This window comes from Arthrobacter sp. NPDC080031, from assembly GCF_040702485.1.
Lineage (GTDB): Bacteria > Actinomycetota > Actinomycetes > Actinomycetales > Micrococcaceae > Arthrobacter.
The window spans coordinates 22,665-47,637 of the sequence record NZ_JBFBLA010000030.1 but is presented as its reverse complement, the minus strand read 5'-3'; the positions used below and the strand labels follow the sequence as shown (position 1 = coordinate 47,637).

Annotated in this window: 22 protein-coding genes and 4 pseudogenes; 5 read left to right on the top strand and 21 right to left on the bottom strand. The window is 62.3% G+C overall.

Features of this window, described 5'->3' with window-relative positions:
* Positions 1 to 848: 848 nt before the first annotated feature.
* The 4 genes and pseudogenes from AB0323_RS20450 to AB0323_RS20435 all read left to right on the top strand — a co-directional run.
* Positions 849 to 1,230 (top strand): annotated as a pseudogene (locus AB0323_RS20450) (transposase); the annotation flags it as partial.
* Between the two features lie 75 nt (positions 1,231 to 1,305).
* Positions 1,306 to 1,965, top strand: a complete 660-nt coding sequence (locus tag AB0323_RS20445) for a hypothetical protein (protein ID WP_366178965.1) — start codon at positions 1,306 to 1,308, stop codon at positions 1,963 to 1,965.
* 13 nt (positions 1,966 to 1,978) lie between these two features.
* Positions 1,979 to 2,299: a hypothetical protein gene (locus tag AB0323_RS20440; protein WP_366178964.1), complete on the top strand. Its 321-nt coding sequence runs from the start codon at positions 1,979 to 1,981 to the stop codon at positions 2,297 to 2,299.
* Positions 2,272 to 2,358: pseudogene (locus tag AB0323_RS20435) on the top strand (hypothetical protein); the annotation flags it as partial. The gene AB0323_RS20440 and the pseudogene AB0323_RS20435, both read left to right, overlap by 28 nt.
* 59 nt (positions 2,359 to 2,417) lie before the next feature.
* On the opposite strand, the pseudogene AB0323_RS20430 reads toward AB0323_RS20435, so the two are convergent.
* From AB0323_RS20430 to AB0323_RS20420, 3 genes and pseudogenes are all read right to left on the bottom strand, one after another.
* A pseudogene (locus AB0323_RS20430) lies at positions 2,418 to 2,591 on the bottom strand (IS30 family transposase); the annotation flags it as partial.
* Positions 2,592 to 2,658: 67 nt separating this feature from the next.
* Positions 2,659 to 2,961 (bottom strand): annotated as a pseudogene (locus AB0323_RS20425) (DDE-type integrase/transposase/recombinase); the annotation flags it as partial.
* A complete protein-coding gene (locus AB0323_RS20420; RefSeq protein ID WP_366178963.1) occupies positions 2,913 to 3,158 on the bottom strand; it encodes a hypothetical protein in 246 nt (81 codons plus the stop codon). The gene AB0323_RS20420 and the pseudogene AB0323_RS20425, both read right to left, overlap by 49 nt.
* 259 nt (positions 3,159 to 3,417) lie before the next feature.
* Between AB0323_RS20420 and AB0323_RS20415 the strand changes: the two genes are divergently transcribed.
* Complete coding sequence (locus tag AB0323_RS20415) at positions 3,418 to 3,864, top strand: thioesterase family protein (RefSeq protein ID WP_366178962.1); 447 nt, start codon at positions 3,418 to 3,420, stop codon at positions 3,862 to 3,864.
* Positions 3,865 to 3,994: 130 nt separating this feature from the next.
* Here AB0323_RS20415 and AB0323_RS20410 read toward each other — a convergent pair whose 3' ends face one another.
* The 18 genes from AB0323_RS20410 to AB0323_RS20325 form a co-directional block, all read right to left on the bottom strand.
* Entirely contained in the window at positions 3,995 to 4,885 is an 891-nt protein-coding gene (locus AB0323_RS20410; protein ID WP_366178961.1) for an SDR family NAD(P)-dependent oxidoreductase, read from the bottom strand.
* 59 nt (positions 4,886 to 4,944) lie between these two features.
* Positions 4,945 to 6,465, bottom strand: coding sequence for an aldehyde dehydrogenase family protein (locus AB0323_RS20405; protein ID WP_366178960.1), 1,521 nt, complete (start codon positions 6,463 to 6,465; stop codon positions 4,945 to 4,947).
* A 93-nt stretch (positions 6,466 to 6,558) separates the two neighbouring features.
* Positions 6,559 to 7,854, bottom strand: coding sequence for an MFS transporter (locus tag AB0323_RS20400; protein ID WP_366178959.1), 1,296 nt, complete (start codon positions 7,852 to 7,854; stop codon positions 6,559 to 6,561).
* Entirely contained in the window at positions 7,854 to 8,609 is a 756-nt protein-coding gene (locus AB0323_RS20395; protein WP_366178958.1) for an SDR family oxidoreductase, read from the bottom strand. The genes AB0323_RS20400 and AB0323_RS20395 overlap by 1 nt, the downstream gene beginning before the upstream one ends.
* A complete protein-coding gene (locus AB0323_RS20390; protein WP_366178957.1) occupies positions 8,606 to 9,595 on the bottom strand; it encodes an ABC transporter substrate-binding protein in 990 nt (329 codons plus the stop codon). Before AB0323_RS20390 ends, AB0323_RS20395 begins: the two co-directional genes overlap by 4 nt.
* Positions 9,588 to 11,222, bottom strand: coding sequence for an NAD(P)/FAD-dependent oxidoreductase (locus AB0323_RS20385; protein ID WP_366178956.1), 1,635 nt, complete (start codon positions 11,220 to 11,222; stop codon positions 9,588 to 9,590). Before AB0323_RS20385 ends, AB0323_RS20390 begins: the two co-directional genes overlap by 8 nt.
* A 41-nt stretch (positions 11,223 to 11,263) precedes the next feature.
* Positions 11,264 to 12,754: an aldehyde dehydrogenase family protein gene (locus tag AB0323_RS20380; RefSeq protein ID WP_366178955.1), complete on the bottom strand. Its 1,491-nt coding sequence runs from the start codon at positions 12,752 to 12,754 to the stop codon at positions 11,264 to 11,266.
* A gap of 154 nt (positions 12,755 to 12,908) precedes the next feature.
* Positions 12,909 to 13,709 carry an SDR family oxidoreductase gene (locus tag AB0323_RS20375; RefSeq protein ID WP_366178954.1) on the bottom strand — a complete coding sequence of 267 codons (801 nt, stop codon included), beginning with the start codon at positions 13,707 to 13,709 and terminating at the stop codon, positions 12,909 to 12,911.
* Positions 13,706 to 15,247 (bottom strand): FAD-dependent oxidoreductase, encoded by a 1,542-nt coding sequence (locus tag AB0323_RS20370; protein WP_366178953.1) that lies wholly within the window; start codon positions 15,245 to 15,247, stop codon positions 13,706 to 13,708. Before AB0323_RS20370 ends, AB0323_RS20375 begins: the two co-directional genes overlap by 4 nt.
* Positions 15,231 to 16,853 carry an FAD-dependent oxidoreductase gene (locus tag AB0323_RS20365; protein ID WP_366178952.1) on the bottom strand — a complete coding sequence of 541 codons (1,623 nt, stop codon included), beginning with the start codon at positions 16,851 to 16,853 and terminating at the stop codon, positions 15,231 to 15,233. Before AB0323_RS20365 ends, AB0323_RS20370 begins: the two co-directional genes overlap by 17 nt.
* A 59-nt stretch (positions 16,854 to 16,912) precedes the next feature.
* On the bottom strand, positions 16,913 to 17,947 hold the full coding sequence (locus AB0323_RS20360; protein WP_366178951.1) for an oligopeptide/dipeptide ABC transporter ATP-binding protein: 1,035 nt from the start codon (positions 17,945 to 17,947) through the stop codon (positions 16,913 to 16,915).
* Entirely contained in the window at positions 17,947 to 19,062 is a 1,116-nt protein-coding gene (locus AB0323_RS20355; RefSeq protein ID WP_366178950.1) for an ABC transporter ATP-binding protein, read from the bottom strand. The genes AB0323_RS20360 and AB0323_RS20355 overlap by 1 nt, the downstream gene beginning before the upstream one ends.
* Before the next feature lie 5 nt (positions 19,063 to 19,067).
* A complete protein-coding gene (locus AB0323_RS20350) occupies positions 19,068 to 19,976 on the bottom strand; it encodes an ABC transporter permease (protein ID WP_366178948.1) in 909 nt (302 codons plus the stop codon).
* A complete protein-coding gene (locus tag AB0323_RS20345) occupies positions 19,973 to 20,902 on the bottom strand; it encodes an ABC transporter permease (protein WP_366178947.1) in 930 nt (309 codons plus the stop codon). The genes AB0323_RS20350 and AB0323_RS20345 overlap by 4 nt, the downstream gene beginning before the upstream one ends.
* A gap of 163 nt (positions 20,903 to 21,065) precedes the next feature.
* Entirely contained in the window at positions 21,066 to 21,989 is a 924-nt protein-coding gene (locus AB0323_RS20340) for a hypothetical protein (protein ID WP_366178946.1), read from the bottom strand.
* On the bottom strand, positions 21,958 to 23,511 hold the full coding sequence (locus tag AB0323_RS20335) for an FAD-binding protein (protein WP_366178945.1): 1,554 nt from the start codon (positions 23,509 to 23,511) through the stop codon (positions 21,958 to 21,960). The genes AB0323_RS20340 and AB0323_RS20335 overlap by 32 nt, the downstream gene beginning before the upstream one ends.
* Complete coding sequence (locus tag AB0323_RS20330; protein WP_366178944.1) at positions 23,508 to 24,593, bottom strand: amidohydrolase family protein; 1,086 nt, start codon at positions 24,591 to 24,593, stop codon at positions 23,508 to 23,510. The genes AB0323_RS20335 and AB0323_RS20330 overlap by 4 nt, the downstream gene beginning before the upstream one ends.
* 3 nt (positions 24,594 to 24,596) lie before the next feature.
* Positions 24,597 to 24,971 (bottom strand): Rieske (2Fe-2S) protein, encoded by a 375-nt coding sequence (locus AB0323_RS20325; RefSeq protein ID WP_366178943.1) that lies wholly within the window; start codon positions 24,969 to 24,971, stop codon positions 24,597 to 24,599.
* Between the last annotated feature and the right edge of the window lie 2 nt (positions 24,972 to 24,973).

Below are 24,973 nucleotides of genomic sequence, written 5' to 3'. Positions count from 1 at the left end.
GTGACAGACCTTGTCGCTGCCCACCTCGGGGTCTCCTCACCAATGACTTCAATGATGGACACCGTACCGTCGCGTCCGATGACGCATTGCTGCTCTCCACTGAACGTCGTAGCCGGACTGGTTGCGCGGGACGCCTGAGCCTTTTGCGCTGCTTTGACGGCACGCTTATGGCGCGTGTTCACGATGCCTGTAGCGACCGCCAGCATCAAAACCAGGGCCGAGGCAACGATTAGGACACTTAGTCCCAGCTCCGGCTGCCGAAAGCGCTGATCACTGTAGCGAGGGCACAGATGGCGATAAAGCCGCCAACAAAGAGGATGTTCTGGAGGACTTTCACGAACATGATCACGTCGTCATTATGACTGCCATAAGTTCTTGCGACCGTGAGGTTCGGCATGCGCGTCTGGCAAGAAGTCATAGTCGTTAGCCGGTCGATCAGGGGGAGAAGACCCCCGATCTCTCACCGAATTTGGGGGCAGCGCCAAATGACCTCATCGTTCGCTCTCATATCCCCAGGCTGCCTTGTCCTGCATGGCATCGGATTCAAAATACCAAGATTTCGAGACAGTCCTCAGAGCGGCAGAGAAAGCGGGGCCCGGATTCGATGTAGTTCAGCTTGTGGCGGTTTGGGCACCAGATGCGGGGCTCCCCCTCCCCCCCGTTACCTTTTTCATGGCCCCTTGATCGAGTGATGATTGGGGTAGTTGGCCTGTCAGTCCCGGCATGATTAGTGCCCCAGTCATTGATGATCCGGGGGTGTTGTCACCGGGATTCGATAGGCGCCAAGGGATCGCTAATGGGGACCGGACCAGCGCCATCAAGAATCGCATAGGTCAGCCGTAACGTGGATGCCGGGCCTTGCCGCCGCAGGACAAGCCAACAGAATTAGAGGACACAAATTCTGGGAGGTTTGCGTTGATCAAAGACCATGAACACGTCGACATCTTCATCGGTGTCGACGTCGGCAAAAGCAACCACCATGTGGTCGCCATCAACCGGGCCGGGAGGAAGCTCCTCGACCGGGCCCTGCCCCAGGACGAGGCAAAACTCCGGGCCATCACCGCCTCCGTCGCCGGCAAAGGGCGGGTCCTGATGGTGGTGGACCAGCCCTCGACCATCGGCGCCCTGCCGGTCGCCGTGGCCCAGTCCGAGGGCATCATGGTCGGCTACCTGCCCGGGCTGGCCATGCGCCGGATCGCGGACCTGCATCCCGGGGAGGCGAAGACCGACCTGTTGACCGAACTAGCGGCAGGGGTTTTGTAAGGAATACGCGAAGCGTCCTTGGCCTGTGGCTAGGCTCGCGTCGTGATTAACAACGAGGATGTGCCGCGGGATCTGTCCTGCCTGGTGGTGCCGTTGGTCGGGTCCCTCGAGGCGACGGAGGATCTGTTCGTGCCGTATCGGCTGTTGGATGGCCGGGGCTCGACGGTCGCGCCGGCCGCGGCGTTCTTCGCCGAGTTGATGGCCTCCGGGCGCCCGGCGACGACGCAGCGGTCGTATGGGATGGATCTGTTGCGTTGGTTCCGCTTCCTGTGGGCGCTCGGGTTGGGTTGGAATCAGGCGACACGGGTTGAGGCACGCGATTTTATCCGGTGGCTGCAGGTCGCGGCCAAGCCCACGCGGGCGCATTGGCGCTATCCGGCTGGTGGTTCCCCCGGATCGGGCGGAGACCCGGCGGTGGCCAGGGTGAACGAGGTGACCGGCAAGCCGTCTGGTGGCGATCGGTACGAGCCTGCGACGGTGGCGCATTGCGAGAGCGTGCTGCGCGGCTTCTATGATTTCCATCTGGAAGCCGGCACCGGGCCGATGCTCAACCCGTTCCCGCTGGCACGGCACGCCCGTGCCGGCCGTGCGGGAGCGCACCGCAGTCCGATGGAGCCGCTCGGCCGCGAACCTCGTGGCCGGTATCGGCCGAAGCTCGTGACGCGCGCGCCGCGCAGCATCCCGGACGATTCAGTTCGATGAGCTGTTCGCGCAGTTGGGCTCGCACCGCGACCGGGCACTCGTGGCGTTCTGGGTCTCGACCGGCGCACGGGCCAGTGAACTGCTGGGCGCCACGGCCGGTGATGTCGATCCGGGCCAACAGCTGATCACGGTGATGGGCAAGGGAACCCGGGTGATGCAACCGCTGCCGGCCGCACCGGACGCGTTCGTCTGGCTGCGGCTCTACCAAGCCCAGCTGGAGGACCTGGCACGACTGGCCGGGACGAGCCGCTGTGGTGGACGCTGCGCCGTCCGTTCCGGGCGTTGGGATACGACGCGGCACGGGCCATGTTCACCCGTGCGAACACTGCGCTAGGGGCGAACTGGTCACTGCACGATCTTCGCCATACCGCCGCGTATCGGATGGCGCGGGACCCGCAGATGACGTTGACGGATGTTCAGTGGGTGCTGGGCCATGCGCACCTGTCGACCACGCCACGATCCCGGAACCAGCGCGTTCCAGCCGCCTGTGACACGCCAGCGAATGTCGCCGCCGCTTCGCTCGCACACCCCGTCGCAATCCCACGCCAGAACACCCGCTCGGTGTCCCGCCGTAATGAAGGCTTCCGGGGGGATTTCATCACAGGCCTGCCCGTCAACGTCTTCATCCAGCCAGCCGGTCTGCCCATAACTACCTCCGGAATCGAGGTGTTGCGACGACCGGTTGAATCTGTCCTGGCTCCCGGCATCGGAGTGATGAATCAGCCCCGGGGGCACGGGCTGCTGGTGTGTCGGCGGCGCCAGAGCGCCATGCGCAGGCAGTGTTCCACGAAGGCAGTGTCCTTCGCCGTGGAGGTCTCCCAGCCCACGATGGCCCGCGAGTACAGGTCAATGACCAAGGCGACGTAGACGAACCCGGACCAGACCGGAACACAGGTGAAATCCGTCACCCAGGGATGGCTCGGAACGGGGACATGGAAAGTCCCGGTTCAGCAGATCCCGGGCCCTCCGGCCGTCCTTGCCCGGGATCGTGGTGCGCGTCCTGCGGCCGCGGGCACCGCATCACTGAGTGCCACAGTGAAGGAGTGACGGTCATGTCGCGTGACCAGAATGCCCCGACACCGTTCCTCCATTGCCCATGCCTTGGCGATGGCCGTGGCGTCATCGAGCTGCCGTTCCATGTTGGCGCGGGCGGTCACGATGACTGCAATTTCGAGGTCAATTAGGTTTTCCATGGCTCCAGCTTTTCGTTGCTCGATTGTTTAATGCGCCCACCGCTGTCACCGGCTCCTGCGGCCCCGGGTGTTCTTGCCAGATTTGAGGTAATTGGTTTCTAGCCCAGACCGTCGTTCCGGCTGATGGCAACGGGCGCGTCAACTTGGGCTGACGAAAGGGCCGTTATCGGAGATGGGACTCTGGCTCGGATTGGCAGGCTGCCTTCATGCAGAATTAAAAAAGGTGGCAACGAATGCACTAAATCAGTAAGATCATTTTATGACTCTAGCTGTGATCGCCACTGTATCCAAACGTGTGCTCATGATCGACGTGGACCTGGTGCAGGTAAACTTCAGCCGCTTCTTCGCCTGGATGGATGAAGGGTTCAACGGGCTGCTCCACGAAGTCGGACTACCGCTTTCAGGAATAGTCGCAGACGGTTTTGCGACGCCGGTGGTGGACGCCCGGTGCTCCTACCTCAGGCCCGTCGGCCTTGATGACACCTTTACAGTCCATTCATGGATTGGCCGCACGGGCACTTCAAGCTTTGAAGTCAAGCATCGCTTTAGCGACCAGAACGGCGTCTTCGCGGAGGGAAGGTGCACCCATGTGTGGGTCGAACTCAAGACCGACCAGCGAGCCATGCCGTTGCCGGACCAAATCAAGAATGCCCTGCTGGATGTATCGGAGGGCGACGCGGGGATACCCCTGGTACCGGCCAGGTAATACCCGTCAGGACCTGTGCCTCCGCGACGCAACAGCGGCACAACCAAGCAGCGGCACTACACACCGGCCACAATGCCGATATGTAGTGCCGCTACGTAGTGCCGCCAGGCTGTGTTCAGACCGAAGGTTCCTAGCGCGGGAAAGCCTGGAAGTACAGTTCCCGCAGGTCCTCTTGGGCCGACAGCAACTGCGGGCTTTCCATGTCTCGGACCGGGTGGATATTGTCCCGAACGCCTTCCGGAGTGAGGTCCGTATCCAGATGGCCCTTGCTGCGGGCAAAGTCCACCCGTGCAATTGCCCCACCGCCGGACGTGAAAATCTCCGAGGAGACCTCAAGCTCGCGGCTCACCAAGTACGTGCTCGTGGCAGCCACTTGCTCAGGCCGGAAGTGCCGCTCCATCCACTCACGGAACTTCGCATCAGGATGCTTGTTGAGCAGGGGTGTATAGGCAGAAGGCATCAAGGCGTTGACCAAAATACCCAAGGGCCGGCCAGTAATGCCCGCCTCCTTGGTGAGCCCGATCAAGCCAGCCTTACTCGGTGCATAGGCGCCACTGAAGCCCGAACCCAGGACCGCGCTCGAGCATGTATTCAGAATCCGGCCGTATCCCTGCTCGCGCATGACGGACCACGCCGCCCGCATCAAGGCATAGGGCCCCATGAGATTCACGGCCAGGACCTGTGCGATATCTTCGTCGCTGTCTTCACCGAATGCCGCCGGCCGGGAAATTCCGGCATTGTTGATGAGGATGTCCAGCCGTCCGAACGATTCCGTTGCGGCCCGGACTATATCCATCGCAGCGGAAGGTGATCCCACAGGCGACGATTCCATGACCGCCACCCCACCCAGCTGCTCGATGGCTTCGCAAGCTGCCTTCGCGGCAGCCGCGTCCACGTCATTGAGCACCACTTTGGCCCCGCGCTGGGCCAGCATCGTCGCTGTCGCGAGACCTATGCCCGATCCCGCCCCGGTGACCACGGCGACCTGCGCATCAAAGCGAATAGGCCCTTTGGTGTTCATGCATTTCTCCTGTTGCCGATGAATCGATGACTTTCCGGGTGCTCCCCGTGAGCTACGGCTCAGACCTCGCCCCAGGCAAGTGATTCCGGCGCCTTGGAGGTGGGGATGCCTACAACCTTTGTTTCCAGGAAGTTCTCGAAGCCGCGCACCCCGCCTTTTCGGCCAGTACCACTCTGTTTGTAGCCACCGAACGGTGCATCGGGTCCGCTCCAGACACCGCCGTTGATGCCGATGGTTCCCGAGCGGACCTTGCGGGCAAAGGCAAGAGCCTCCTCTTCCGTGGTGGCCACCACCGTGGCGGAGAGTCCATAGACAGTTCCGTTGGCAATCTCCAATGCTTCCTCAACAGTGTCGTAAGGAATGATGGCCAGAACCGGCCCGAAGACTTCCTCCTGCTCGATATCCGAACCCGGCGCAACATCGGCCAGAAGCGTCGGCTCCACAAAGTAGCCATGTTCCTGGTCCTGGGGAATGCCGCCACCGGTGACCAAGCGGGCGCCCTCGTCCACGGCTCGCTGAATGCGGGCGAGAATGCGCTCCTGGTGGAACTTCGAGACCACCGGCCCCATAAAGTTGTTGAGGTCCGATGGATCACCATAAGTCACGGCTTCCATCGCCGCTTTGGCGGCCCGGACCGCTTCTTCGTAGCTTTCACGCGGCACAAGGAGGCGGCTGCGTGCCACACAACCCTGTCCAGCATTGGTGCAGATGGTCTTTCCGGCCTCTGCAGCCTGTTCCGCTGCATCGACGCCCGGCAGGACAATCCAAGGCGACTTTCCGCCGAGTTCGAGATAGACCTGCTTGATCGTCCCGGACGCTGCTTCGGCCACCCTTCGCCCGTTCGGCACGGAACCAACGAACGTCACGAAGTCCACGTCCGCGCTTCGAGTCAACACCTCGGCCCGGGGACCTATGGATGAGGTCACGATGTTGACCGTTCCCGGCGGGAAGTCCGTTCCTTCCAAAATGATTTTCCCAAGGTAGGTGCCGGCAAGGGGAGTCAACTCGGAGGGCTTGAGCACGATGGTGCAGCCGGCAGCGGCCGCGTGGGCGATATCGCCGAGCAGCTGGGGCCAGGGCGCGTTGTAAGAGCAAAGACCAAGGACAACGCCGAACGGTTCACGCCAGACCAGGCGCTTACTCACTACTCCACGGAAATCGCGGTCTGCCAGGACTTTCTCCCAGGGATAGGCTTCAGCCAGGTCAGCGATTTCGCGGATGTTCTGCACTGCAACGTCGAGAATCGTGTCCCTGGTCAGCCAACGCGGTGATCCGATCTCTGCAACGAGCAGGGTCCTGATCTCATCGATGTTCTGCTCCACCACATCCGCAAGCTGCCGGAGGCATCGGAGGCGAAAATCAAGGTCGGTGCTCCACGTCGTATGGTCGAACGCGCGTCGTGCAGCAGCCGCGGCCAGCCGAAAATCATCTTCGGTTCCATCGGCCGCTTCTTCAATGACTTGCTCGGTATAGGGATTGATCGAGGGAAAGCGCTTCTCGTCCGAGGAAGGCACCAGTTTGCCATCAATGAGCATCCGCCATTCAATGTCATCCAACACCACGGATTGGCTATCAGCCATATTTCTTGCACCTAACTTTCGAAGTGGAGATACAGATTATTGTTTATATTCATCTAGATGTTTTGATGAGATTAGTGGCGATGCCGTCGCTCGTCAAGGGTTTCGAAGACATTTTCGGGCTGGGTTTAGTGGAGCACCCATGCGGGCCGGTGGGAGGACCAAGAGCGCCAAAAGGGCAAGGACAACCGTGGTGCAACCCACCGCCGCCAAGGCGGCCGCTGTTCCCACCGCGTCGATGAACCACCCTAAAAGCGGACTCCCGAACGGAGTTGATCCTACGAGCAACAAGGTCTGCAAGGAGAGGATCCTTCCCCTGACTTCGCGGGGCGCAATAGATTGGATGGTCACGCCACTCCCCACGGCATATGCCATGGAACAGATCCCCAGTCCCAGAGTTGCCAAGCCCGCCAGAATGATACCGGACAGTACCCCAATCAGCACGATACTCGTTCCCAGCCCCACGGCGAACACCAAAACACCGCGGGCACCATACTGCATGCGTCCCGCCAATGTTGCTCCAATAATGGAACCCACGGCAATGATCGTGTTCAGGAACGCGTACAGCTCGTTGGTATTTGGTGACAAATCCACGGCGCGCGCAATAAGCAGGACCGAGAAATTGTAGGCTAGGACACCACAGACTGCGGCAAGAACCAAAAGAAAGCGAATTGTCTGATCACTCGTGAAATCACGGACACGGACTGTGTTCCCGCTGGTGGGTTTTGCTGGTACGGCCCGACGACGTGACGCCAAAAGCTTCCTCATCACCTGGGAGGCAGCCACAGCCGCACTGGCCATGAAACCGACCGAAAACCACAGTGCCAGTGAATAGCCGCCTGCGAGGATAAGCAACCCACCAAGGGAAGGCCCTGCCAGACGCCCGATCTGCTGGGAAACCGATCCGACCCCCAACGCCGGACGCAGGAGCTCGAGTGGCACCACATCGGCAATGGTTGCCTGGCGCAGAGGGATGTCCAGCGCGGTGGCAACTCCGAAGCAAAGGGCAGAAACGACAAGGCCGGGCATCGTGAGTGTGCCGCTGGTGATGGGCAGCAGCAAGCCCAATGCTCCACCCCCCCACAAGAAGTGGCGAAGCAAGCAAGGCCCAAGGGCCAAGCCTGCTGTCCGCAACCTTTCCTCCGAGATAGGTGAGCAGCAGGTGGGACCAAACTGGCAGGCGGTGACAAGCCCTACCGCGGTGATGGAGTGGGTGAGTTCAAGAGCCACGAGGTCCTGCACAACCCTGAACAGCCAGGCCCCCATGGAGGCGGTAAAGGTGGATGCAACGAATAACCGGAAGTCCCTCAGCGCAAACAGCGAGCCGCGGGCGGAGGCCGGCTTGCCCTGCCGCCTCCGCCCGCGTCGCAGCCCCTCGGCTGTCCTGGCCATCAATGGAACGCAAGTCCTCCATCAACGTTGATCGTCTGGCCGGTGACGAAGTCGCTTGCCTCGGAAGCGAGGAACACCACCGTGCCCACGAGGTCCTCCGCTACCTGGACTCTCCGCAAAGCCGTTTCACCGGCCATTTTCTCGCGAGCCTCGCGTGTTATGGTGGCTCGCTCCACCTCCGTCTCGGTGGAACCGGGTGCGAGCGCATTCACCCGAACTCCCTGCGGTCCCACCTCACTGGCAAGTGCACGGGTGAGGCCAATCACCGCGGCTTTGCTGGTGACGTAGTGGAGGTATCCCGGTCGCCCCGTAAACACGGTGGCCGAGGAGATGTTGACGATTTTCCCGTATCCAGCTGCCGCCATGCGCGGAGCAAATTCCTTGCAGCAAAGGAACGTGCCCGTGACGTTGACGTCCATCACGCGTTTCCACGTCTGAAGGGAGATCTCGTCATAGCTTCCCATCGACAGGGTGGAGAAGATTGCGGCGTTATTGACCAGCACTGAGACAGCTCCAAGCCCCCCCTCAATCTGCTCGGCCAGCCGGCTAACCGCGTTTTCGTCGCTTACATCGGCGTGGAAACCCTTGGCGATACCGCCGGATGCTTCAACCTTTCCGGCGATTGCCCGGGCATTTTCCAGGTCCAGGTCAACGACGGCGACCGCCCACCCGGCTTCCGCCAGCGCCAGACAGAAGGAACGGCCGAGCCCCTGCCCGCCACCGGTAACCACCGCGACACGCTGTTGCACCGTCATATCTTGGACACTTTGAGGGTTGAGGGGGCGAAGAGGTCATCGGGTGAGAGCGTCCTCGAGGTCAGGCCCTGCTCGTGTGCGTACCGCAGGAACGTCTCCAGTACGTGGCGGTTCTCTTCGAGGCCGTAGGTGAACGGATTGCCTCCGAAAAACTGATCCGTCCGCTCGGCTTCGTCCACCATCCATGGAAGCATGTACTTCAGGGCCGTGGTTTGGCGCAGCTCTTCGTAGGCCAAATCCTTGGCTTCTTCGAACGCTTTCATGAGTGACCGGACTACCCAAGGCCGCTGTTCGTAGACATCCTGTCGCACCACGATGACGTGCATGATGGGGAAGATCGAGGTCTCTTGGTAGTACTGCTGTTCAACGGTTGCAGAATCGGTCCACAGTCGGCGTACCGCGCCCTTGCCGTCCTTGAAAGTGGAGGGCATGTGTGCGGTGTAGAGAGCGTCGATTTCGCCGGTTTCGAGCATCGTCGCGAGCGTACGGTCAGCCGGGATGGGCTCGATGCTGATGCCCGGAGGCGGTGTCAGGGCAACCTCCGTGCGGCCGGGTTGCTCAAGGCCGCCAGTGAAGTATGAGACCGAATCGACCGGAACACCGTGGTGGTCGGCCAGGATGCCTTTGAGCCATACGGCAGCCGTCATCTGGTATTCCGGCATGCCTACGCGCTTGCCAACCAAGTCCTCGGGGCGCTGGATCCCACTGTCAGCGTTGACGTAGACACACGAGTGACGGAACATCCGCGAAGGAAAGACCGGAATGGCAATGAAGGGGCGTTTTTCGGCTTCCACTGTGCGCACATACCAGGCCAGTGACATTTCCGCGGCCTCGAACTCGCCGTGATGCAACATCCGGAAAGCGGGTTCCGGCATCATCAGTGGCAGGAACGTGAGGTCGATGCCCTCGGCACTTACCCTGCCGTCGGCCAGCGGCAGCATCCTGTCATAGTCCCAACAGGCCAGGGTCATCGGTATATTAGCCACGGCTGCCAACCCTTCCCGAATCCAGGCTGCTGAGCCTTTCAAGGGATGCGCGGGCATCCATCGGCTTCCACCACAGCGGCACACCCATGTCTTCACAGATGATGCGGCTGGCAATGTATCCGCCGCCGCCGGAAATCGCACCACCCGGGTGGGTCGGTGAGCCTGCCATGTAGAGGCCTTCGATGGGCGTGCGGTAGCCGAAGTGGTTCCACATTGTCTGCTCGCCGGAGAACGAGCCGACGAAGATATCGCCATCCACCATGTTGATCAGTTCGCGGGAGTAGTCATTCGCCGTGTAGATGTGTTTGGCGAGGATGTTCTTCTTGTTGACGTTGGGAGCCCACTTCTCCCATGTCTCCAGCATGCGTTCGGCGAATTCTTCCTTCGCGTCCTCGATGTTGGCTGGATCGCCGTCCGGCGCATACGGCATGGCATGCCATGCGTACGCGGTTGCCTTGCCGGGCGGGGCCTGGCTTGGATCGAACTGGGACACCGCGCCGGTTCCGAAGGATACCGTGCTTGGGATCTTGCCTTCGGCGACCTCCTCGTGGAGGGCGAACAGCTGCTCGATGGACTCGCAGCCAATATTGACCTTGAGGGACTCGTTGACGTGCGGGTTGAAGTCGGTGCCAATGTGCCGCGGCGCCTCTTCCAGCGCCAGGTGAAGGCCGAAGAGCGTCCATGCCGTCTGCTTGAAGTTCTTGACCTTCTCGCGGTACTCAGCGGAAAGCTGTTCCTCGCCGACCATGTTCACGAAGGTCTGCGGAACGTCCACCGTGCTGGCAACAAACTTCGAACGGATGACGGTTCCGTCCGCGAGCTCGACGCCGGTTGCTTTGTTGTTCTCCACGATGATGCGCTCAACGTGGGCGCCGGAGCGGAACTCGCCCCCTGCTGCGATAAAGGTTTCCATGAGACTTCTGGCGAGCGCCACCGAGCCACCCTGGGCAACCTGGTACTTGGCCTTAAGGTCGAAGCCACGTACCAGTGCGCCCATGGGGCTGCGTGTGCTGACTTGGTCGTAGAGGACGGTGCCGAAGAGCGAGATTTTGAAGAGCAGGAGCAGTTTGACCTGTTCGCTCTCGAAAAGATCGTTGACCGCTACGAGCGGCTGGCGGTCAATGATCTCCAGGAAATCCCGTCCCACTGCGCTGCGGGAGAGGAGCTCATCCCGTTCTATTTCGGGGAGGGGCTCGCTGTAGCGCTCGGGCCAGAAGATGTGATCGCTGATGATGTCAGCCCGCTGGTTCCACTCGCGGTACGTCTGGGCGTCCTTCTTGCTGAAGTGTGCTATCGAATCGCACATCTCATCAATGTCGTGCGAGAACACCAGGGCAGTTCCGTCGGCGTGCGGCTGGGCGAAGTCGTAGCGCGGGGTCACGTACTTCACTTTGTTCCGCAGGCCGAGGTCCTTGTACCAAGGTGCCTCGCTGATATTGAAGTGGTTCACCGAATGCATCTGGTGGTAGAAACCCGGCTTGGTGACCTCGGTGGTGCCAAGTCCACCACCGAAGATGAGGCGGCGTTCGAGCAACAGGACCTTCAGTCCTGCCTTTGCCAGATAGGAACCGAGGACCAAGCCGTGTTGGCCGGACCCGATAATGATTCCGTCGTATTCTTCGGTCATCGTTTGCCCTTCCTGTGGCGCTTCGCTGCGCACTCAGATTGCTAGAAACGGATATAGATGTTCTTCGACTGGGTGAAGCTTTCAAGCTCCCCGAGGCCCTCCTCGCGGCCGATGCCGGAGTCCTTGACACCGCCAAATGAAGCCCCGGGGATGTGACTGGAGCTCCAATTCACCCATACGTAGCCTGTCTCGATGTCGCGGCTGGCCTTCAGGGCGGTCGCGAGGTCCTTGGTCCAGACGCTCGCGGTCAGGCCCAGAGGCAACGCGTTGGCACGAGCAATGATTTCGTCATAGTCGTCGAAGCATGTGGCTACCAGAACCGGTCCAAAGATCTCTTCACTGAAGAGGCGGCTCTGCTCATTCTCGGCAGCAAAGAGGGTGGGACGGATGAAGTTTCCCGGCTGGGCAGGGTCGGGCAGGCCGCCCGCGATCAGTTCCAGTCCGTCGTCAATCCCGGAGTGGAAGTAGGACGTGACCTTCTCGTACTGTGCCCGCGAGACCACGGGTCCAACCTCTGTCTTCTCGTCCAGAGGGTCTCCCATTCCCATGAGGTCGAGGCGGCGTCCAAGTTCTTCCACGAACTGCCTGTAGATGGAGCGATGCACGTAGAGCCGTGACGTAGATCCGCACGACTGTCCCTGCCAGGCGAAGTTCATGCCGCGGATCGCGCCCTGGATTGCCTCCTCGAAGTCGGCGTCCGGGAACACGATCATCGGGTTCTTCCCGCCGAGTTCCAGGGTGACGACTTTTACCGATGCGGAAGCTGCCTGCGCCTGGATACTCCGGCCGACTTCCCCGCTACCGGTAAAGGCAAGCCGGCGCACTTCGGGATGCCTCACAATCGTGTCACCCACGGTGCGGCCGGGACCGGAGACGATGTTGAGGACTCCGGGCGGGAAGATGCCTGCGGCGATCTCACCCAGCCGGAGTGCGCTGAGGGATGTTGCTTCGGCAGGTTTGAGAACCACCGTATTCCCGGCGAGCAGGGGCGCCGCGATGCGCGACGCGGCGAACATGAAGGGGTGGTTGAAGGGAACGATCCGCCCCACGACGCCAAAAGGCGCCCGGACGCTGAAGTCGACAGCGTCCCGTTGGTCCACGGGGATGCTCTCGCCTCGCAGTTGGAGGGCAAGGCCCGCAAAGTACCGGAGGTGTTCGACGGCGATCCGGTAGTCCCCGCGCATCACGGCGATCGGACTGCCGTTGTCGATGGTGTCGATCCATGCCAACTCCTCCCCCGCTTCCTCAATGGCATCGGCAAGACGGTGCAGGTGCGCTGCGCGATCAGTGATTGCCCGGGCTGCCCAAGCGGGGAATGCTGCAAGGGCCGCGTCGATAGCGCGGTTGGCGTCGGCTTCGTCGCCCCGCGGGATGGTGGTTACCTGCTCGCCTGTGGCCGGGTCGAAAACAGCTGCACGCTCTCCGGAGAGGGAGCCGGTGAGTTCGCCGCCGATGAGCATGCGCCAATCGCGGTCGATACCTTCCCGCAAATCCTTCGCAGCTTGCAGGTACTCCGTGGCATTAGCGCTCATCAAATCCTCCTGAACAGTTAATAGATCTAAATCATCTTACTAATTAATCTAAATAGCAATCCTCCCGGACACAAATGCAGATGTTGTGGGAAGTTCCGAAACGGGTGGTCTATCTGTGTCCCCCGCGGGGATAGTGCTGCGAAGGCTACTGTCTTCAGTGCTTGCGGATTGGCGCTCCGCCGTCGACGCGAAGCAGTTGCCCGGTAATCCAGGCCGCCCGCGGACTTGCGAGAAACACCACTGCCTCAGCGATGTCCCAAGGAGTGCCCTCGGTTTCGAGAAGCGTCAGCATCCTCCGACGCTCGCGCAATGCCGCGGCATCGCCGGGCTTGCGCGCCCGGGCAACCATATCGGACCACACCATTCCGGGCGACACACAGTTGGCCCTGATGCCAAGCGGACCGGCTTGGGCCGCCGTCGCACGTGTCAGTGCTTCGACGGCGGCCTTGGACGCCGCGTAAGCGGTACCGCCGCCCGGCTGGTCGACCGCGGCAGAGGAAATGTTAACTACGGCTCCCCCGGCAGACATGGCTGGCAGGGCGGCCTTGCTCATGAGGAAGGTGCCTGTGGCATTGACATCCATGACCCTGCGCCATTGGACCTCCTCGAGGTCTACGACGTTTCCGCCCGCACCGATGCCCGCGTTGTTCACCAGTACATCCACATCGCCCCACTCCTCGCGCACCCGGGCCACAACCGCAGCACAGTCCGCTCCGGAAGTGACGTCACCGGGTACCGCAAGCGCCAAGGCGCCCTCGGCGGCGACATCGCGCGCAGTGCGTTCTGCCGCCGCCAGATCGCGGTCGACGACGGCGACCCTTGCCCCCGCCCTGGCGAGCAGGATGCAGATGGCCCGGCCGATCGCCATCTCTTCGCCGGTCGAACCGCCGCCCGTGACAATGGCGACCCGGGAACGCAAGCCGCCGGAAGTCCCCTCACCGCTTGCAGACGTCATTCCGCCATCACTTCGGCAACGGCAAAGGCTGATTCGGCGGCAAGCCTGCCGAAACACAATCCATCGGACAGGTTTCCGCCGTCGGCCGGGTAGAGAAGGCCAACGGCCTCGCCGAGCTCACCGGCGGAGTACAGGCCGGGAATCGGGGCACCATTCGTGTCGAGCACACGTGCTTCATGGTCGCGGCGCGGTCCACCGCACGTGTTCGAGCCTCCCGGATACAGTCGAACGCAGTAGTACGGGCCGCTGTCGAGGGGAATGAGTGTCTCGACCGGCCGTCCTTGGGCGTCCGTTCCGCTGCGGCAGGCTTCGTTATATGCGGCGACGCTTCGTGCGGCCTCGGCAGGATCCGACATGCCAGCTTTGCGGGCCACTTCCTCGATGGTTTCGCCGCTGACAATCCAGCCCAACTCGAGTTCTTTCCGGTTGTCCTGGCTCCACGGACGCAGCCCGTCACGGCCCACGGCCCTGCCGCCCAAGGGCCGGGTGGTAAACCGGCGCTGGTCGAAGAACCAGTACGCCGGGATGCGGCTGCGTTCCAGGTGCTCAAGTGAGTAGTCGAACAGCGACAAGTAAACGTCGTGCCGGGAGCGTGCCTGGGCGTATTCATTCATGAAACGCTTGCCATAGCGGTCCGTTATCACGTACCCCGGCGGCCCGATGCTAATCGAGTACGTCAGCTCCTCGCCGTCGGGCATTTCCACGTGCGCAACGCCGCGGCCAACCATCTGGTTCATGTGCCACAGGTCCGCGCCAACGGCCTGCGCCATCCGCACGCCATCGCCGGTATTTCCCGGGTTGCCATAGAAGTAGACGGGGTTGGCAGGTAAGTAATTTGCCTTGAGCTCGTCGTTGAAGGCAAACCCTCCGCACGCCAGCACCACACCGCGATATGACGCCAAAGCCAACGGTTCTCCATCTTTCTCCACCACAACACCGGTGACACGGCCGTCGTCGTGGATGAGCTCCAAGGCCGGCGCGCCATACCAGACCTCAATCGCGGGGTTCCGCAACACGCAGTCGCGCAGTTCTTCGAAAAGCCGCTCGCCACCCATGCGGGGCGGACCTGCACTGGTGAACCAACCTGTCGCAGCCTCCGACGTCGTAAAGCTCTTCGAACGGACGTGGCTGGTGTACGCGGCATTCTCAGCGTTCCAGTAGCACACCACGGCATCATGGCCCGGGATCTCCTCGTGCTCCCCCTGACCGAACTCCGCGAGTTCAAGGTCAACGCCGATCTCGCGCAGCCATTCCTTGATCGTGGACGCCGACTCCGCCCATGCCCGCGAGACGCTGAGGGGGATGAGCCCGCCGCTGCAGGCGTCGAGGTACTCCGTGGCGGCCTCGACGTCCTTGACCCCCATGATCACTCCGCCCGAAAGATACGTGCTGGGGGTATGCCGGTCCTTGGCTTGCTTTTCGATGATGAGCACACGGCCACCAAGCTGGGCCGCGCGGAGCGCCGCCGCGGACCCGGCAGCGCCGAATCCGACGACGATCAGGTCCCATGGCCCCCGGGGCTCACAGCCCGGCGACATGACGCCCCGCGAGGTAGCCGAAGGTCAGCGCCGGCCCGAGGGTGCCGCCACCACCGGGGTAGGACGGTCCGAACACCGAACTGGCCACATTTCCCGCCGCGTAGAGGCCGGGAATCGGAACGGAGTCGAAGTCGAGCACCTCACCGTTGGCGCCAATAGCGGGGCCGCCCTTGGTGCCGAAGCAACCCGCACGCACCCGGAAACCGTAGTACGGACCGTCCGCGAGGGGAACAAGGGCGGGATTCTTCTGGGTGCTGCCATAGTTACGGTAGTCGCGTTCCCACGCCGATTCGCCGCGGTGGAAATCCACGTCCACGCCGTTCTCGCAGTGCTTGTTGAAGCGTGCCACTTCTTCCTCCAGGCCCCTGGGATCAATGCCCAGCTTCTCTGCCAGTTCAGCCAAGGTGTCTGCCTGCGCCACCACGTCTCCGCTGCTCTCGTAAGCCAATCCGCCCGGGGTCTCGTGGTCCAGGGCCACGCTGACGCGCACGCTGCGGTCCGAGATGGCAAAGGCGGGGCTGTTCGGGAACTCGTAGCGGTCAGGGTCGAAGTGTGACAAGACCTTCCCGAAGTCGTTGTAGTTCAGGGTTTCATTGCCGAAACGGCGGCCCTCCGAGTTGACGATGATCTGACCCGATCCACCTGTGCGCAGGCGGGGATGACCCTCATACTCGTCGCCGATCCAACGTGACGGGATCCACCAGACGCCGTCCAACTGGACAGGCCGTGCTCCCGCCGACAACGCCATCTTGAGCCCGTCGCCCTCATTGTAGGGAGGGCTCAGGGGTCCGTCGTAGGGGACACCGACCAAGTCGTCCCACAGGCGGCGGTTCCATTCGAAACCGCCACTGGCCAGCACGACGCCGCGCTCTGCGCGCACAGTCGTGCGCGTCCCTTCCCTTTCCACCACCACGCCACGGGCGGCGCCGTCCTCAATCACGAGCTCGAGAGCGCGGGTGTTGAGGTGCACGGTGACGCCCTTCGCAAGGCAGGTCTCCATCAGCCCGGCCACCAGTGCACAACCTCGCAGGACGATGCCCTTCGCCATCCGTTCCTCGGCAAGTTCAACCCAGCCCAGCGGGTTGCCCGAGCGCACGAACTGCTCCATCTCGTCGTAGCGGATCGGCAGGGTTCCGCCTGGCCAGTGCGGCCGCATCAGAGTTTCGGCCCACTCGCCCAAGCGGGCGGCGTCGTACTCTCCCACGCCCACCGTCCGTCCGGCCAACTTCGCTCCGGGGTAGTCAGCGTGGTAATCCGGCCGCTCGAGGTCGGGATAGAGCTCAAGCACGGTGTTCTCTTGCATAAAGCGCACCGCCTGGGACGCACCATCCAGGAAGCCCTCGACCGTCTCCTCAGGCACGTGCCCCATGGTGAGCTTGTCCAGATACTGCTTCGCATCCTCGCGGCAATCTTTGTTCCGGTTTTCGGGATCAAGCCCGTTGTTGGGCAGCCACATGCCGCCACCGGAAATTGCGGTCGTACCACCAAAGCGCGGGGCACGCTCAACAACGGTTACCTTGGCGCCGCCCTCGGCAGCCGCCAGGGCGGCAATCAGGGCGGCACCCCCGCTGCCTACAACGACGACGTCATTGTTCATCTGGCTCATCTTTTCCTCTTTCTTCTCGTGTGGGATCCCACGTTGACGTGGGGCGGAGGCAAGGCTCCTCATGCCACCGGCGCCGGCTCTTGGCCAGAAGCTTGTTCGGCTTCGGCTCGTGCCAGCAAGTCTTCCGAGTAGTGGCACGCCGCGAAGTGACCGGGGCGCACCTCCCTCATCTGGGGCTCCTCGGCCGCGCACCGATTGGTCGCCATGACACAACGTGTCCTGAAGCGGCAACCCGACGGCGGAGCCAGGGGCGAGGGCAGATCTCCCGCAATCTCCATCGGCAGGATTTCAACTTCAGGGTCCGGAACGGGTATTGCCTCGAGCAAGGCCCGCGTGTATGGATGGGACGGAAAGCGGTGAAGGTCGCCGGACGGTACAACTTCGCAGAGCTTGCCGAGATACATGACGGCGGTACGATCGCTGATGTTCTTGACTACCCCCAGATCGTGGGCAATGAACACCAGAGTGAGCTCCCGCTCCTCGCGCAGACGCTCCAGGAGATTGAGCACCTGAGCCTGGACGGACACATCCAGCGAGGACACCGGCTCGTCACACAGGATCACGTCCGGCTCGAGCATCAGCGCACGCGCAATGGCCACGCGCTGGCACTGTCCACCAGACATCTCGCCGGGCCGTCGGTCGCCGACCGCCTGGGGATCGAGGCCGACGGCGGCGATCAGTTCATTGATCTGTTCGTCGCTTACCTTTCGACCCCATATTTCCGGCCCTTCGCCGATAATCTTGCGCACAGTGCGGCGCGGATTCAGCGCCGAGATCGGGTCTTGGAAAATGACCTGCAGTTTGGGGCGCAGCTGCCGGCGTTTCGACGCCGACAACGTAGTCACCCCGTGACCGGCAAAGTCGATCGTTCCCGAAGTGGGCGGATCAAGCATGGTCATGGCGCGGCCCAACGTCGACTTGCCGCAGCCTGATTCGCCCACGATGCCGAGCGTTTCACCCCGACGCACGTCGAGGGAGACGTTGGAAACGGCATATACCGTGCCCGCTTCTGTCTCGTATTCCACAACGATGTCCTCCACCCGCAACAGAACATCGTCTGTATCGCGGAGATGGGCCTTTCCGCTTCCTGCCATCAGGACATCACCCTCTCAATATTGAGGCCGGCGGGGGTAGTTCCCCTTTTCCGATTCTCTGCCAGAGCCCGCTCGCCCACTTCGGTTCCCACCGGGAAGAAGCACGCCACAGATGTTCCCGTGCCCGGGTCGTGAACGAGGGGCGGATCCTGGGTCAGGCATTCCGGCTGTGCCCGCAAGCAGCGCTCGGCAAACCGGCATTGATTCGGAGGATCGATCACCACCGGGGGTCGGCCGGGGGGTGCACTGAGCCGAGTGTGCGGTGGCTCGGAGAGCTTGGGCAAGGAGCCAAGCAGCGCTTGTGTGTAGGGGTGCCGGGTCTGGGCGAACACCTTTCGGGTGGGGCCTTGTTCAATGATCCGGCCTGCATACATCACCGCGATATCGTCGGTACGCCCCGCGGCGACCCCCAGGTTATGGGTAATAAGGATCATGCCCATGCCGTTCTGTTCCTGCAGCTCACTCAAGAGGTCCAGGATCTGGCGCTGGATTGTCACGTCCAGGGCTGTCGTAGGCTCATCGGCGATCAGGAGTTGCGGTCTGCAAGCAAGGGCTATCGCGATGCCCACCCGCTGGCGCATGCCCCCCGAGAGCTCATGCGGGAACTGGCGCATCCGGCGTTCCGGCTCCGGGATACCGACCCGGCGCAGCAGGCCGATGGCACGTTCCAACCGTTCTGCCTTGTCGAGGGACAAATGCTCCTTCATGCCCTCGACCAGCAAGTCCCCTATCCGACGAACCGGGTTGAGTGAGGTCATCGGGTCCTGGAAAACCATGGACACTACAGGGCCCCACAGCTCGCGAAGGTCCTTACGCGCCAGGCTCCTGATGTCGGTGCCGTTCAAATGTACGGTCCCGCTCGGCTTGAGTGCCTTGGGACTAATGAGGTTCATGATAGAGCGCCCGAGGACTGACTTCCCCGAACCCGACTCCCCGACGATTCCCAACGTCTTTCCCCGCTCTACGGTGACGTCCACACCGTCAACGGCATGGACGGTTCCTTGGTGGGTGTCGAACCAGGTACGAAGATCGCTCACCTCCAGGAGCCGTGTGGCCTCTTTTACTTCCCCGATGCTGGGATCGGCTTCCGTGTCAACCTGCTCTACTGCCCTCATAGAGGTCACGCTCCCTTCGATTTCGTGGGTGCCTCGGCCAGCTCGCGGGCCCAATTCCCGATCACGTTGAGCGAATGCACGGTGAGCACCAGGGCAACGGCGGGCAAGAAGATGAGCCAAGGTGCCTGTGCCAGGAGCGACCTCGAGTTGGCGATCATGCCGCCCCAGCTGGGAGCCGGTGGCGGAATGCCCAGGCCGAGGAAGCTCAGTGAGCCTTCGGCCACTATGACCGTCGCGGCGACGACGAAGCCGTAGGCCATTAGCGACGGCGTAACACTCGGCAGGATCTCTTTGACGATGATCCGACCGTCGCGGGCGCCCATGGACTTCGCCGCCTGGACGAACTCCCGGTTTCGTAGCGGCAGCGTGCCGGCCCGGGCGAGACGTGCGAACGCGGGAATCGTCAGTAGCGTCAGCGCAGCGGTCAGGCTCGGCAGGCTCGGCGTCAGGACTGCCGTGACTGCCAGCAAGAGGATCAGCGGCGGGAAGGCCAGTGCCGAGTCGATGATGATGTTGAAGATGACCTCGACTTTGCCCCGCAAGTACCCCGCTGTGGCACCCAAAAGCCCCCCGACGATCATTCCAACCACGACGGCGGAGACCGAGACGATGAGCGACACACGGGCACCGTAGACAAGCCGCGCAAGCACATCGCGGCCCAGTTGGTCCGTGCCCAGGATCCAGTTCGGGTTGGCGAACGGTGCCAGCCGCGCGGGTCCTTCCGAGGCCTCGAAGTTGCGAAGCGGGAGCCAGTCCGCAGCGACAGCTGCGAACACGATGAGGCCAAACCAGAAGAACGCCACATAGAGTTCGACTTTGTGGGGCCGGCGGCGGCGCATCGTGAACGGAAGAGGCTTCTTTGCCGCTTCCTTCTTGTGCGGGGCGTTGGGAATTGTTGGCTTTGTGATTGTCACCGGCGCTTGCCTCCCATGCCGATTCGAGGGTCAAGTTTGGCGTAGATCAAGTCCACCAAGGCGTTGACCAATACATATGCGACGGCGATGAACGCGACTGCTCCCTGCACCGTCACGATGTCCTTGTTGAGAATGGACTGGTAGAGGAGTTGCCCGATTCCCGGTATGGAGAAGATGACCTCGATCGTGACGGTTCCACCGATGAGCCTGCCCAGGCTCAGTCCGGCGAGCGTAACCAGCGAAAAGGACGATGGCCTTAGCGCGTGCCGGACGAGGATCACTATGGGCCGGAGGCCACGGGCGGTTGCGGCCAGGATGTACTCCTGGCGCAGGACCACCAGCATGTCGCTTCTCAGGAGCCGGGCGAAGACCACTGCTTCCGCCAGGCCAAGAGTGATCACTGCCAGCGCCACGTATCTGAGGTTCTGCCCGGGATTTGCCGTGAATGACACCCAGCCGCCGATCGGAAACAGATGCACCTGGACCGCAAGGAAGAACGAGAACAGCAAGGCCGTGAGGAAGCTGGGAGTCGAAATGAGCACGGAACTGACTACTTGGACCACCCGGTCAAAGGTGCTGTTGGCCAGGTAGGCGCACAGCGTTCCGAGCGGAATCGCGATGACGAGGCCGAGAAGGAGCGAGAGCACTGCAATCTCGAAGGTCACGGGAAGTCGTTCCATGATCACGGTCATAACCTGCTGGCCCGTCCGGAGGGAGGTTCCGAAGTCTCCCCTAAGCATGCCTCCGAGCCAGAGCAGCCACCGTACAAACATGGGCTGGTCGAGATTGAGCTGCTCGCGGGCGGCCGCAAGCTGTTCCGGACTCGCGTTGTCGCCGGCGGCAATCCGGGCCGGGTCCCCGGGCGAGAGATCGAGCAGCAGCATCGTCACGAAACTGACCACCAGAAGCACCACGACTACGTGCACTGCTCGTTCGCTAAACCTCTTCAGCTTGGCTCTGGATCTGCGGCGCCGTAGGGAATTTAGGGAGCCGGTCCGAGCCGGTGCCGTTGTTTCAGTTTGAGTCATCGCCACTCACCGCCTCAGCTTTCCTGGTGCACTTCTTTGTGTCCATGCTTTTTGCCTCAGTTCAGTCGGCCCAGGCCTCGAAGATGTCGCCGGCTGAGCGTTGCACCAGCTCGGCAGCTTCCATTTCGCCGTAGACCAAGGAATTTCCGATGATGGTGAGCACGTCCGACTTGGCGACGCCGAAGGCCTTGGCCAGGAGCACGTTCTCCCTGATGCCTTCCCGGTTGCGGCTCAGGCACGCGAAGAACAACTGCGTCGTTGGCCACATCTGCTTCGGCAAGTGGTACAGCGTGTTCTCGAAACGGTTGCGGTAGCCCTTGAGAAGTTCAGGCTTATAGCGGCCCAGGAAGTCTACGTAGCAGGGGATCTCACCGTAGTTTTCTTGGTACCAGTCACGCAACATGCCAAGCTCTGCACTGCTCATGACTGGGTCGCTGAAATCGAGGCCGGAGGCAAACGCTTCACGGTCCACCGCCCAGCCGTCGGGGAACTTGGCAGGGTTGTCGGGCTGCTCGATCCATTCGTAATCGCTCAGTGCGTTGGCTATGAGTTCCATGCCACGCGGCCCGCAGTGCATGAAGGCCATCGCAATGGTCTCCAGGCTCTGCGCTTTGGAGAGACCGGCCTGCTGTCCCGAGTGCACGCAATAGCGTACGCCGGTTTCGAACCCGAGAAGCGAATAGTAGGCAATATAACCATGGCCCATGGTGCGGGGCACCACCGGCAGTGAGAGGCTCCCGAAGAGGCGGTAACGCTTCAGGACCTCCTGGTTTTGGTCGATCCACCAGTCGAGACCACTATGGGCCGTACCGAATTGCTTGGCGTAATGAGCCTTGAACGCGTCGATCTCCGTCGGGGTCATCTTCGTAAGATCGCTGAGGTCCAGCCCGCGATGAATGCGATTCTGGCTATCGGGGGCGAACCCCGTATTGATCTTGACGTCGTTGTCCCGGTCAATCGGCTGATATTCCGCTGTAGTGCGCATCAGCACCCTTCCTATAGTTGTCTATATCATCAGAATGATTCAGATCACGTTGCGGTGACTTTGAGTCAATATTTCTGGCCGCTTCAGCACCTGCAATCGTTCCTGTCACAAGGGCCTCCGACCACCCGGCACCCGGCGAGGGATAAATGCATCCGATCAGCTGGCTGACTGAGCCTGCCGCATAGAGCCCCTCGATGGGCTCCCCGAACGCGTCCAGAACCCGGCCGCCCGCATCGTGGCGGGGCCCACCGGAGGTGTTCACGCCGCCAGGAAACATCCTGACCGCGTAGAACGGCCCGTGGCGCAGCGGTTCCGAGGTGGAAGCATCCCTGCCCCACGCGTCCGAGCCCGAGTCGACTGCGGCATTGAACGCACGCACTTCAGACTCAAGTACATCCGGGTCCATGCCGAGTTCCTCTGCCAGCTCCCGGATGGTCGGCGCCGATACAACCCAGCCACGCTCGAGTTCAGCCACGTTGTCCTCGCTCCACCGCGGACGGGACGTTCCCTGCGGCTGCGGGCCTGCGGCGAGCCGCGACGCAAACCGACGGGCGTCGAACACCCAGTACGCGGGAATCTTGGAGAATCCCCTCTCGCGGGTGTTCCATTCCTGCATCTCAGCCCAGGTGGTGTGAATCGGAATATAGGCAGATTCGTCACAGAATCGTTTGCCGGAACTGTCCACCACCACGAAAGCCCCTGGGACGATGCTCATCTGGTAGTTGCAGGCCAACCCGTCAAGGTCAAAGTTCGCAGCCTGGCGACCGATTGCCACCTGCATATGCCACAGGCCGGCGCCTGCTGCCTGCGCCATCCGGAGGCCGTCCCCGGTGTTGGCCGGATTTCCTGCAAAGTACATGGGCCAGGCCCGGAGGTAGGTTCGGCAGAGTTCCTGATCGTTCTCGAAACCGCCGGTCGCAAGAACAACAGCCCGACGGCTACGCACCTGGGCCTGCTGCCCGGCGTCGTCTTCCCAAGACACGCCGTCGATTCGCCTGTTCGTCCTTAGCAGCCGAGACGCGCGCACACCCCAGCGGACTTCCACGCGGCCAGTCTTCTCCATCACCCGTTCGAGGCGGCGGAACAGCCACTCGCCCGATCCGCTGGAACGGCCCGGACCGCGGAAGTCGCGCGTAATGACAGCACTGGCGCCGTCAAACTCGGGATAGAGGGCTCCGCCGTGATGGCCGGCGAGGGCATGTACCTCAAGCTCCGGGATGCGGTCTTTGAGCCACTGTTCGAGCTCCGCGGCGCCCTCCGCCCAGGCTCGACATTCGGCGGGACCAACGGCGTCGCGGGCACATTCCTCCAGGTACCTGGTGGCGGCATCGATGTCCGTGGCGACCATGATCATGGACCCGGCAAAGACCGCAGACGGCGTGTGGGCTTCCTGCGGAAGCTTCTCGAGGACCAGCACGCTGGCCCCGGACTCGGCTGCGGAAATCGCCGCAGCCACTCCCGCCGCCCCGAAACCGACCACTACGACGTCGACGTCGGCCACCACTCCGCTGGTGCTGCTCATCGGGTCGGCCGGAACCGGAAGAACCTACCGGCATTTCCGCCCAGGATATCCGCCCGGAGGCCAGGGTCCGCACCAGCGAACACCTCGGCAGACCCCTGCGAAGACCACATCGGATAGCCGGAGCCGTACATGAGCAGCGAGCCGGCGTCGCTCACTTCAGCCCAGTCCTCCAGGAGCTCTTGCGGAGGACCTTCGATGGGCGAGGTGATGAAGCGGACATGGTCGCGCAGGTATTCGGACGGAAGCCTGGGAACCCACGGCGTTTCGACCCGAGTGATTGGCCAGTCCATGTCCATACGCCACATCAGCGGAGTGAGCACATCGAAGCCGCCGTCAGTGAAGACCCAGCGCAGGCCCGGATTTCGGTCGAAGACACCTTCACAGATGAGGCTAGTCAGGTGGTAGATGAAGTTGCTCTGCTGGAGTGCGGCGAACTCGGCGTAGTGCCGCGGGAATCCGCTCGGAGTCGGGTGGAAGCTGGCGCCGGAGTAACCGTCGTTGCGCACGGCCACCGGAAGCCCGGCTTCCGCGATCGCATCCCACAAGCGCTGGTAGACCCTGTGCCCGTACGGCATGTGTGACTCAAGGGGGACACCCACCTGCACGAAGCGATCATCGCCCGCCCAGCGCTGGACTTCCCTCATGGCTGCGTCTACGTCCAGTGGATTCACGCGGATAGTACCGTGGAACCGGACCTCGCCAGCCGTCGGGAGCCACTTCGCCGCGAGCCAGTCGTTAGTGGCGGCACAGATGGCGCTGCCGAGGTCCAGGTTCGGGTTTACCCCGCGGGTAAGCGGCATGAGGACCGCGTCGGAGCTACCGTAGCCGGCCACATGGCGTGCGGCGAGCAGTGGGTCGGATCCGGGCGCGTCTTCGCTTTCACGGGCCAGTTCGCTGTAGGTACCATAAGGGCCAACGCCGGTCGGCACCGCGAAAAGGTAGCGCAAGACTCCCGGGAACGGCCGGTCGCGGTAGGGCCGGGGAAGGTACTCCCGTAGCTCCGCAGCATTCTTGAAGGACGGGTAGACGGCGGCGTCCACAGTCCGCACTGCGACATCGCTTGGTGCAGTCTCGATGTTCACGGGCTACGCCCCTTCCAGGTAGATGCTGTCGTCTTCGACGAAAATGTTCCATCGACGTGCCTTGAACTCCGTGCGCGCCCGCGCTTGGCCGGTCTCGATATCAAACTCCCAGCCATGCCAGGGGCAGCGAAGAAACTCTCCGTCGCGTTCCCACTCCAGCTGATACTGATCGCCGTTCGTCTTGACGGACCCTTCGACTTCGCCAAGGCAAAGGGGGGCACCGCGGTGCGGACAGTAGTTGCTCAGCGCATGGTAGCGGCCTTCGACGTTGTAGACGCCGACACCTTGTTTGCCGACCTTGACGAGCCGCATGGCCCCGGGCGGGAATTCTTCGACTTTGGCTACCAGGGTGCTCTTCCGTTCAGGTGTTGTGGACATCG

Coding starts and splice junctions, on each gene's coding strand:
- AB0323_RS20395 (WP_366178958.1), bottom strand. CDS start 8,609: ATGACGGTGCAACAGCGTGTCGCGGTGGTTACCGGTGGCGGGCAGGGG.
- AB0323_RS20375 (WP_366178954.1), bottom strand. CDS start 13,709: ATGACGTCTGCAAGCGGTGAGGGGACTTCCGGCGGCTTGCGTTCCCGG.
- AB0323_RS20355 (WP_366178950.1), bottom strand. CDS start 19,062: ATGAGGGCAGTAGAGCAGGTTGACACGGAAGCCGATCCCAGCATCGGG.
- AB0323_RS20410 (WP_366178961.1), bottom strand. CDS start 4,885: ATGAACACCAAAGGGCCTATTCGCTTTGATGCGCAGGTCGCCGTGGTC.
- AB0323_RS20400 (WP_366178959.1), bottom strand. CDS start 7,854: ATGGCCAGGACAGCCGAGGGGCTGCGACGCGGGCGGAGGCGGCAGGGC.
- AB0323_RS20380 (WP_366178955.1), bottom strand. CDS start 12,754: ATGAGCGCTAATGCCACGGAGTACCTGCAAGCTGCGAAGGATTTGCGG.
- AB0323_RS20360 (WP_366178951.1), bottom strand. CDS start 17,947: ATGGCAGGAAGCGGAAAGGCCCATCTCCGCGATACAGACGATGTTCTG.
- AB0323_RS20340 (WP_366178946.1), bottom strand. CDS start 21,989: ATGCGCACTACAGCGGAATATCAGCCGATTGACCGGGACAACGACGTC.
- AB0323_RS20420 (WP_366178963.1), bottom strand. CDS start 3,158: ATGGAAAACCTAATTGACCTCGAAATTGCAGTCATCGTGACCGCCCGC.
- AB0323_RS20385 (WP_366178956.1), bottom strand. CDS start 11,222: ATGACCGAAGAATACGACGGAATCATTATCGGGTCCGGCCAACACGGC.
- AB0323_RS20370 (WP_366178953.1), bottom strand. CDS start 15,247: ATGTCGCCGGGCTGTGAGCCCCGGGGGCCATGGGACCTGATCGTCGTC.
- AB0323_RS20405 (WP_366178960.1), bottom strand. CDS start 6,465: ATGGCTGATAGCCAATCCGTGGTGTTGGATGACATTGAATGGCGGATG.
- AB0323_RS20325 (WP_366178943.1), bottom strand. CDS start 24,971: ATGTCCACAACACCTGAACGGAAGAGCACCCTGGTAGCCAAAGTCGAA.
- AB0323_RS20365 (WP_366178952.1), bottom strand. CDS start 16,853: ATGAGCCAGATGAACAATGACGTCGTCGTTGTAGGCAGCGGGGGTGCC.
- AB0323_RS20415 (WP_366178962.1), top strand. CDS start 3,418: ATGACTCTAGCTGTGATCGCCACTGTATCCAAACGTGTGCTCATGATC.
- AB0323_RS20335 (WP_366178945.1), bottom strand. CDS start 23,511: ATGAGCAGCACCAGCGGAGTGGTGGCCGACGTCGACGTCGTAGTGGTC.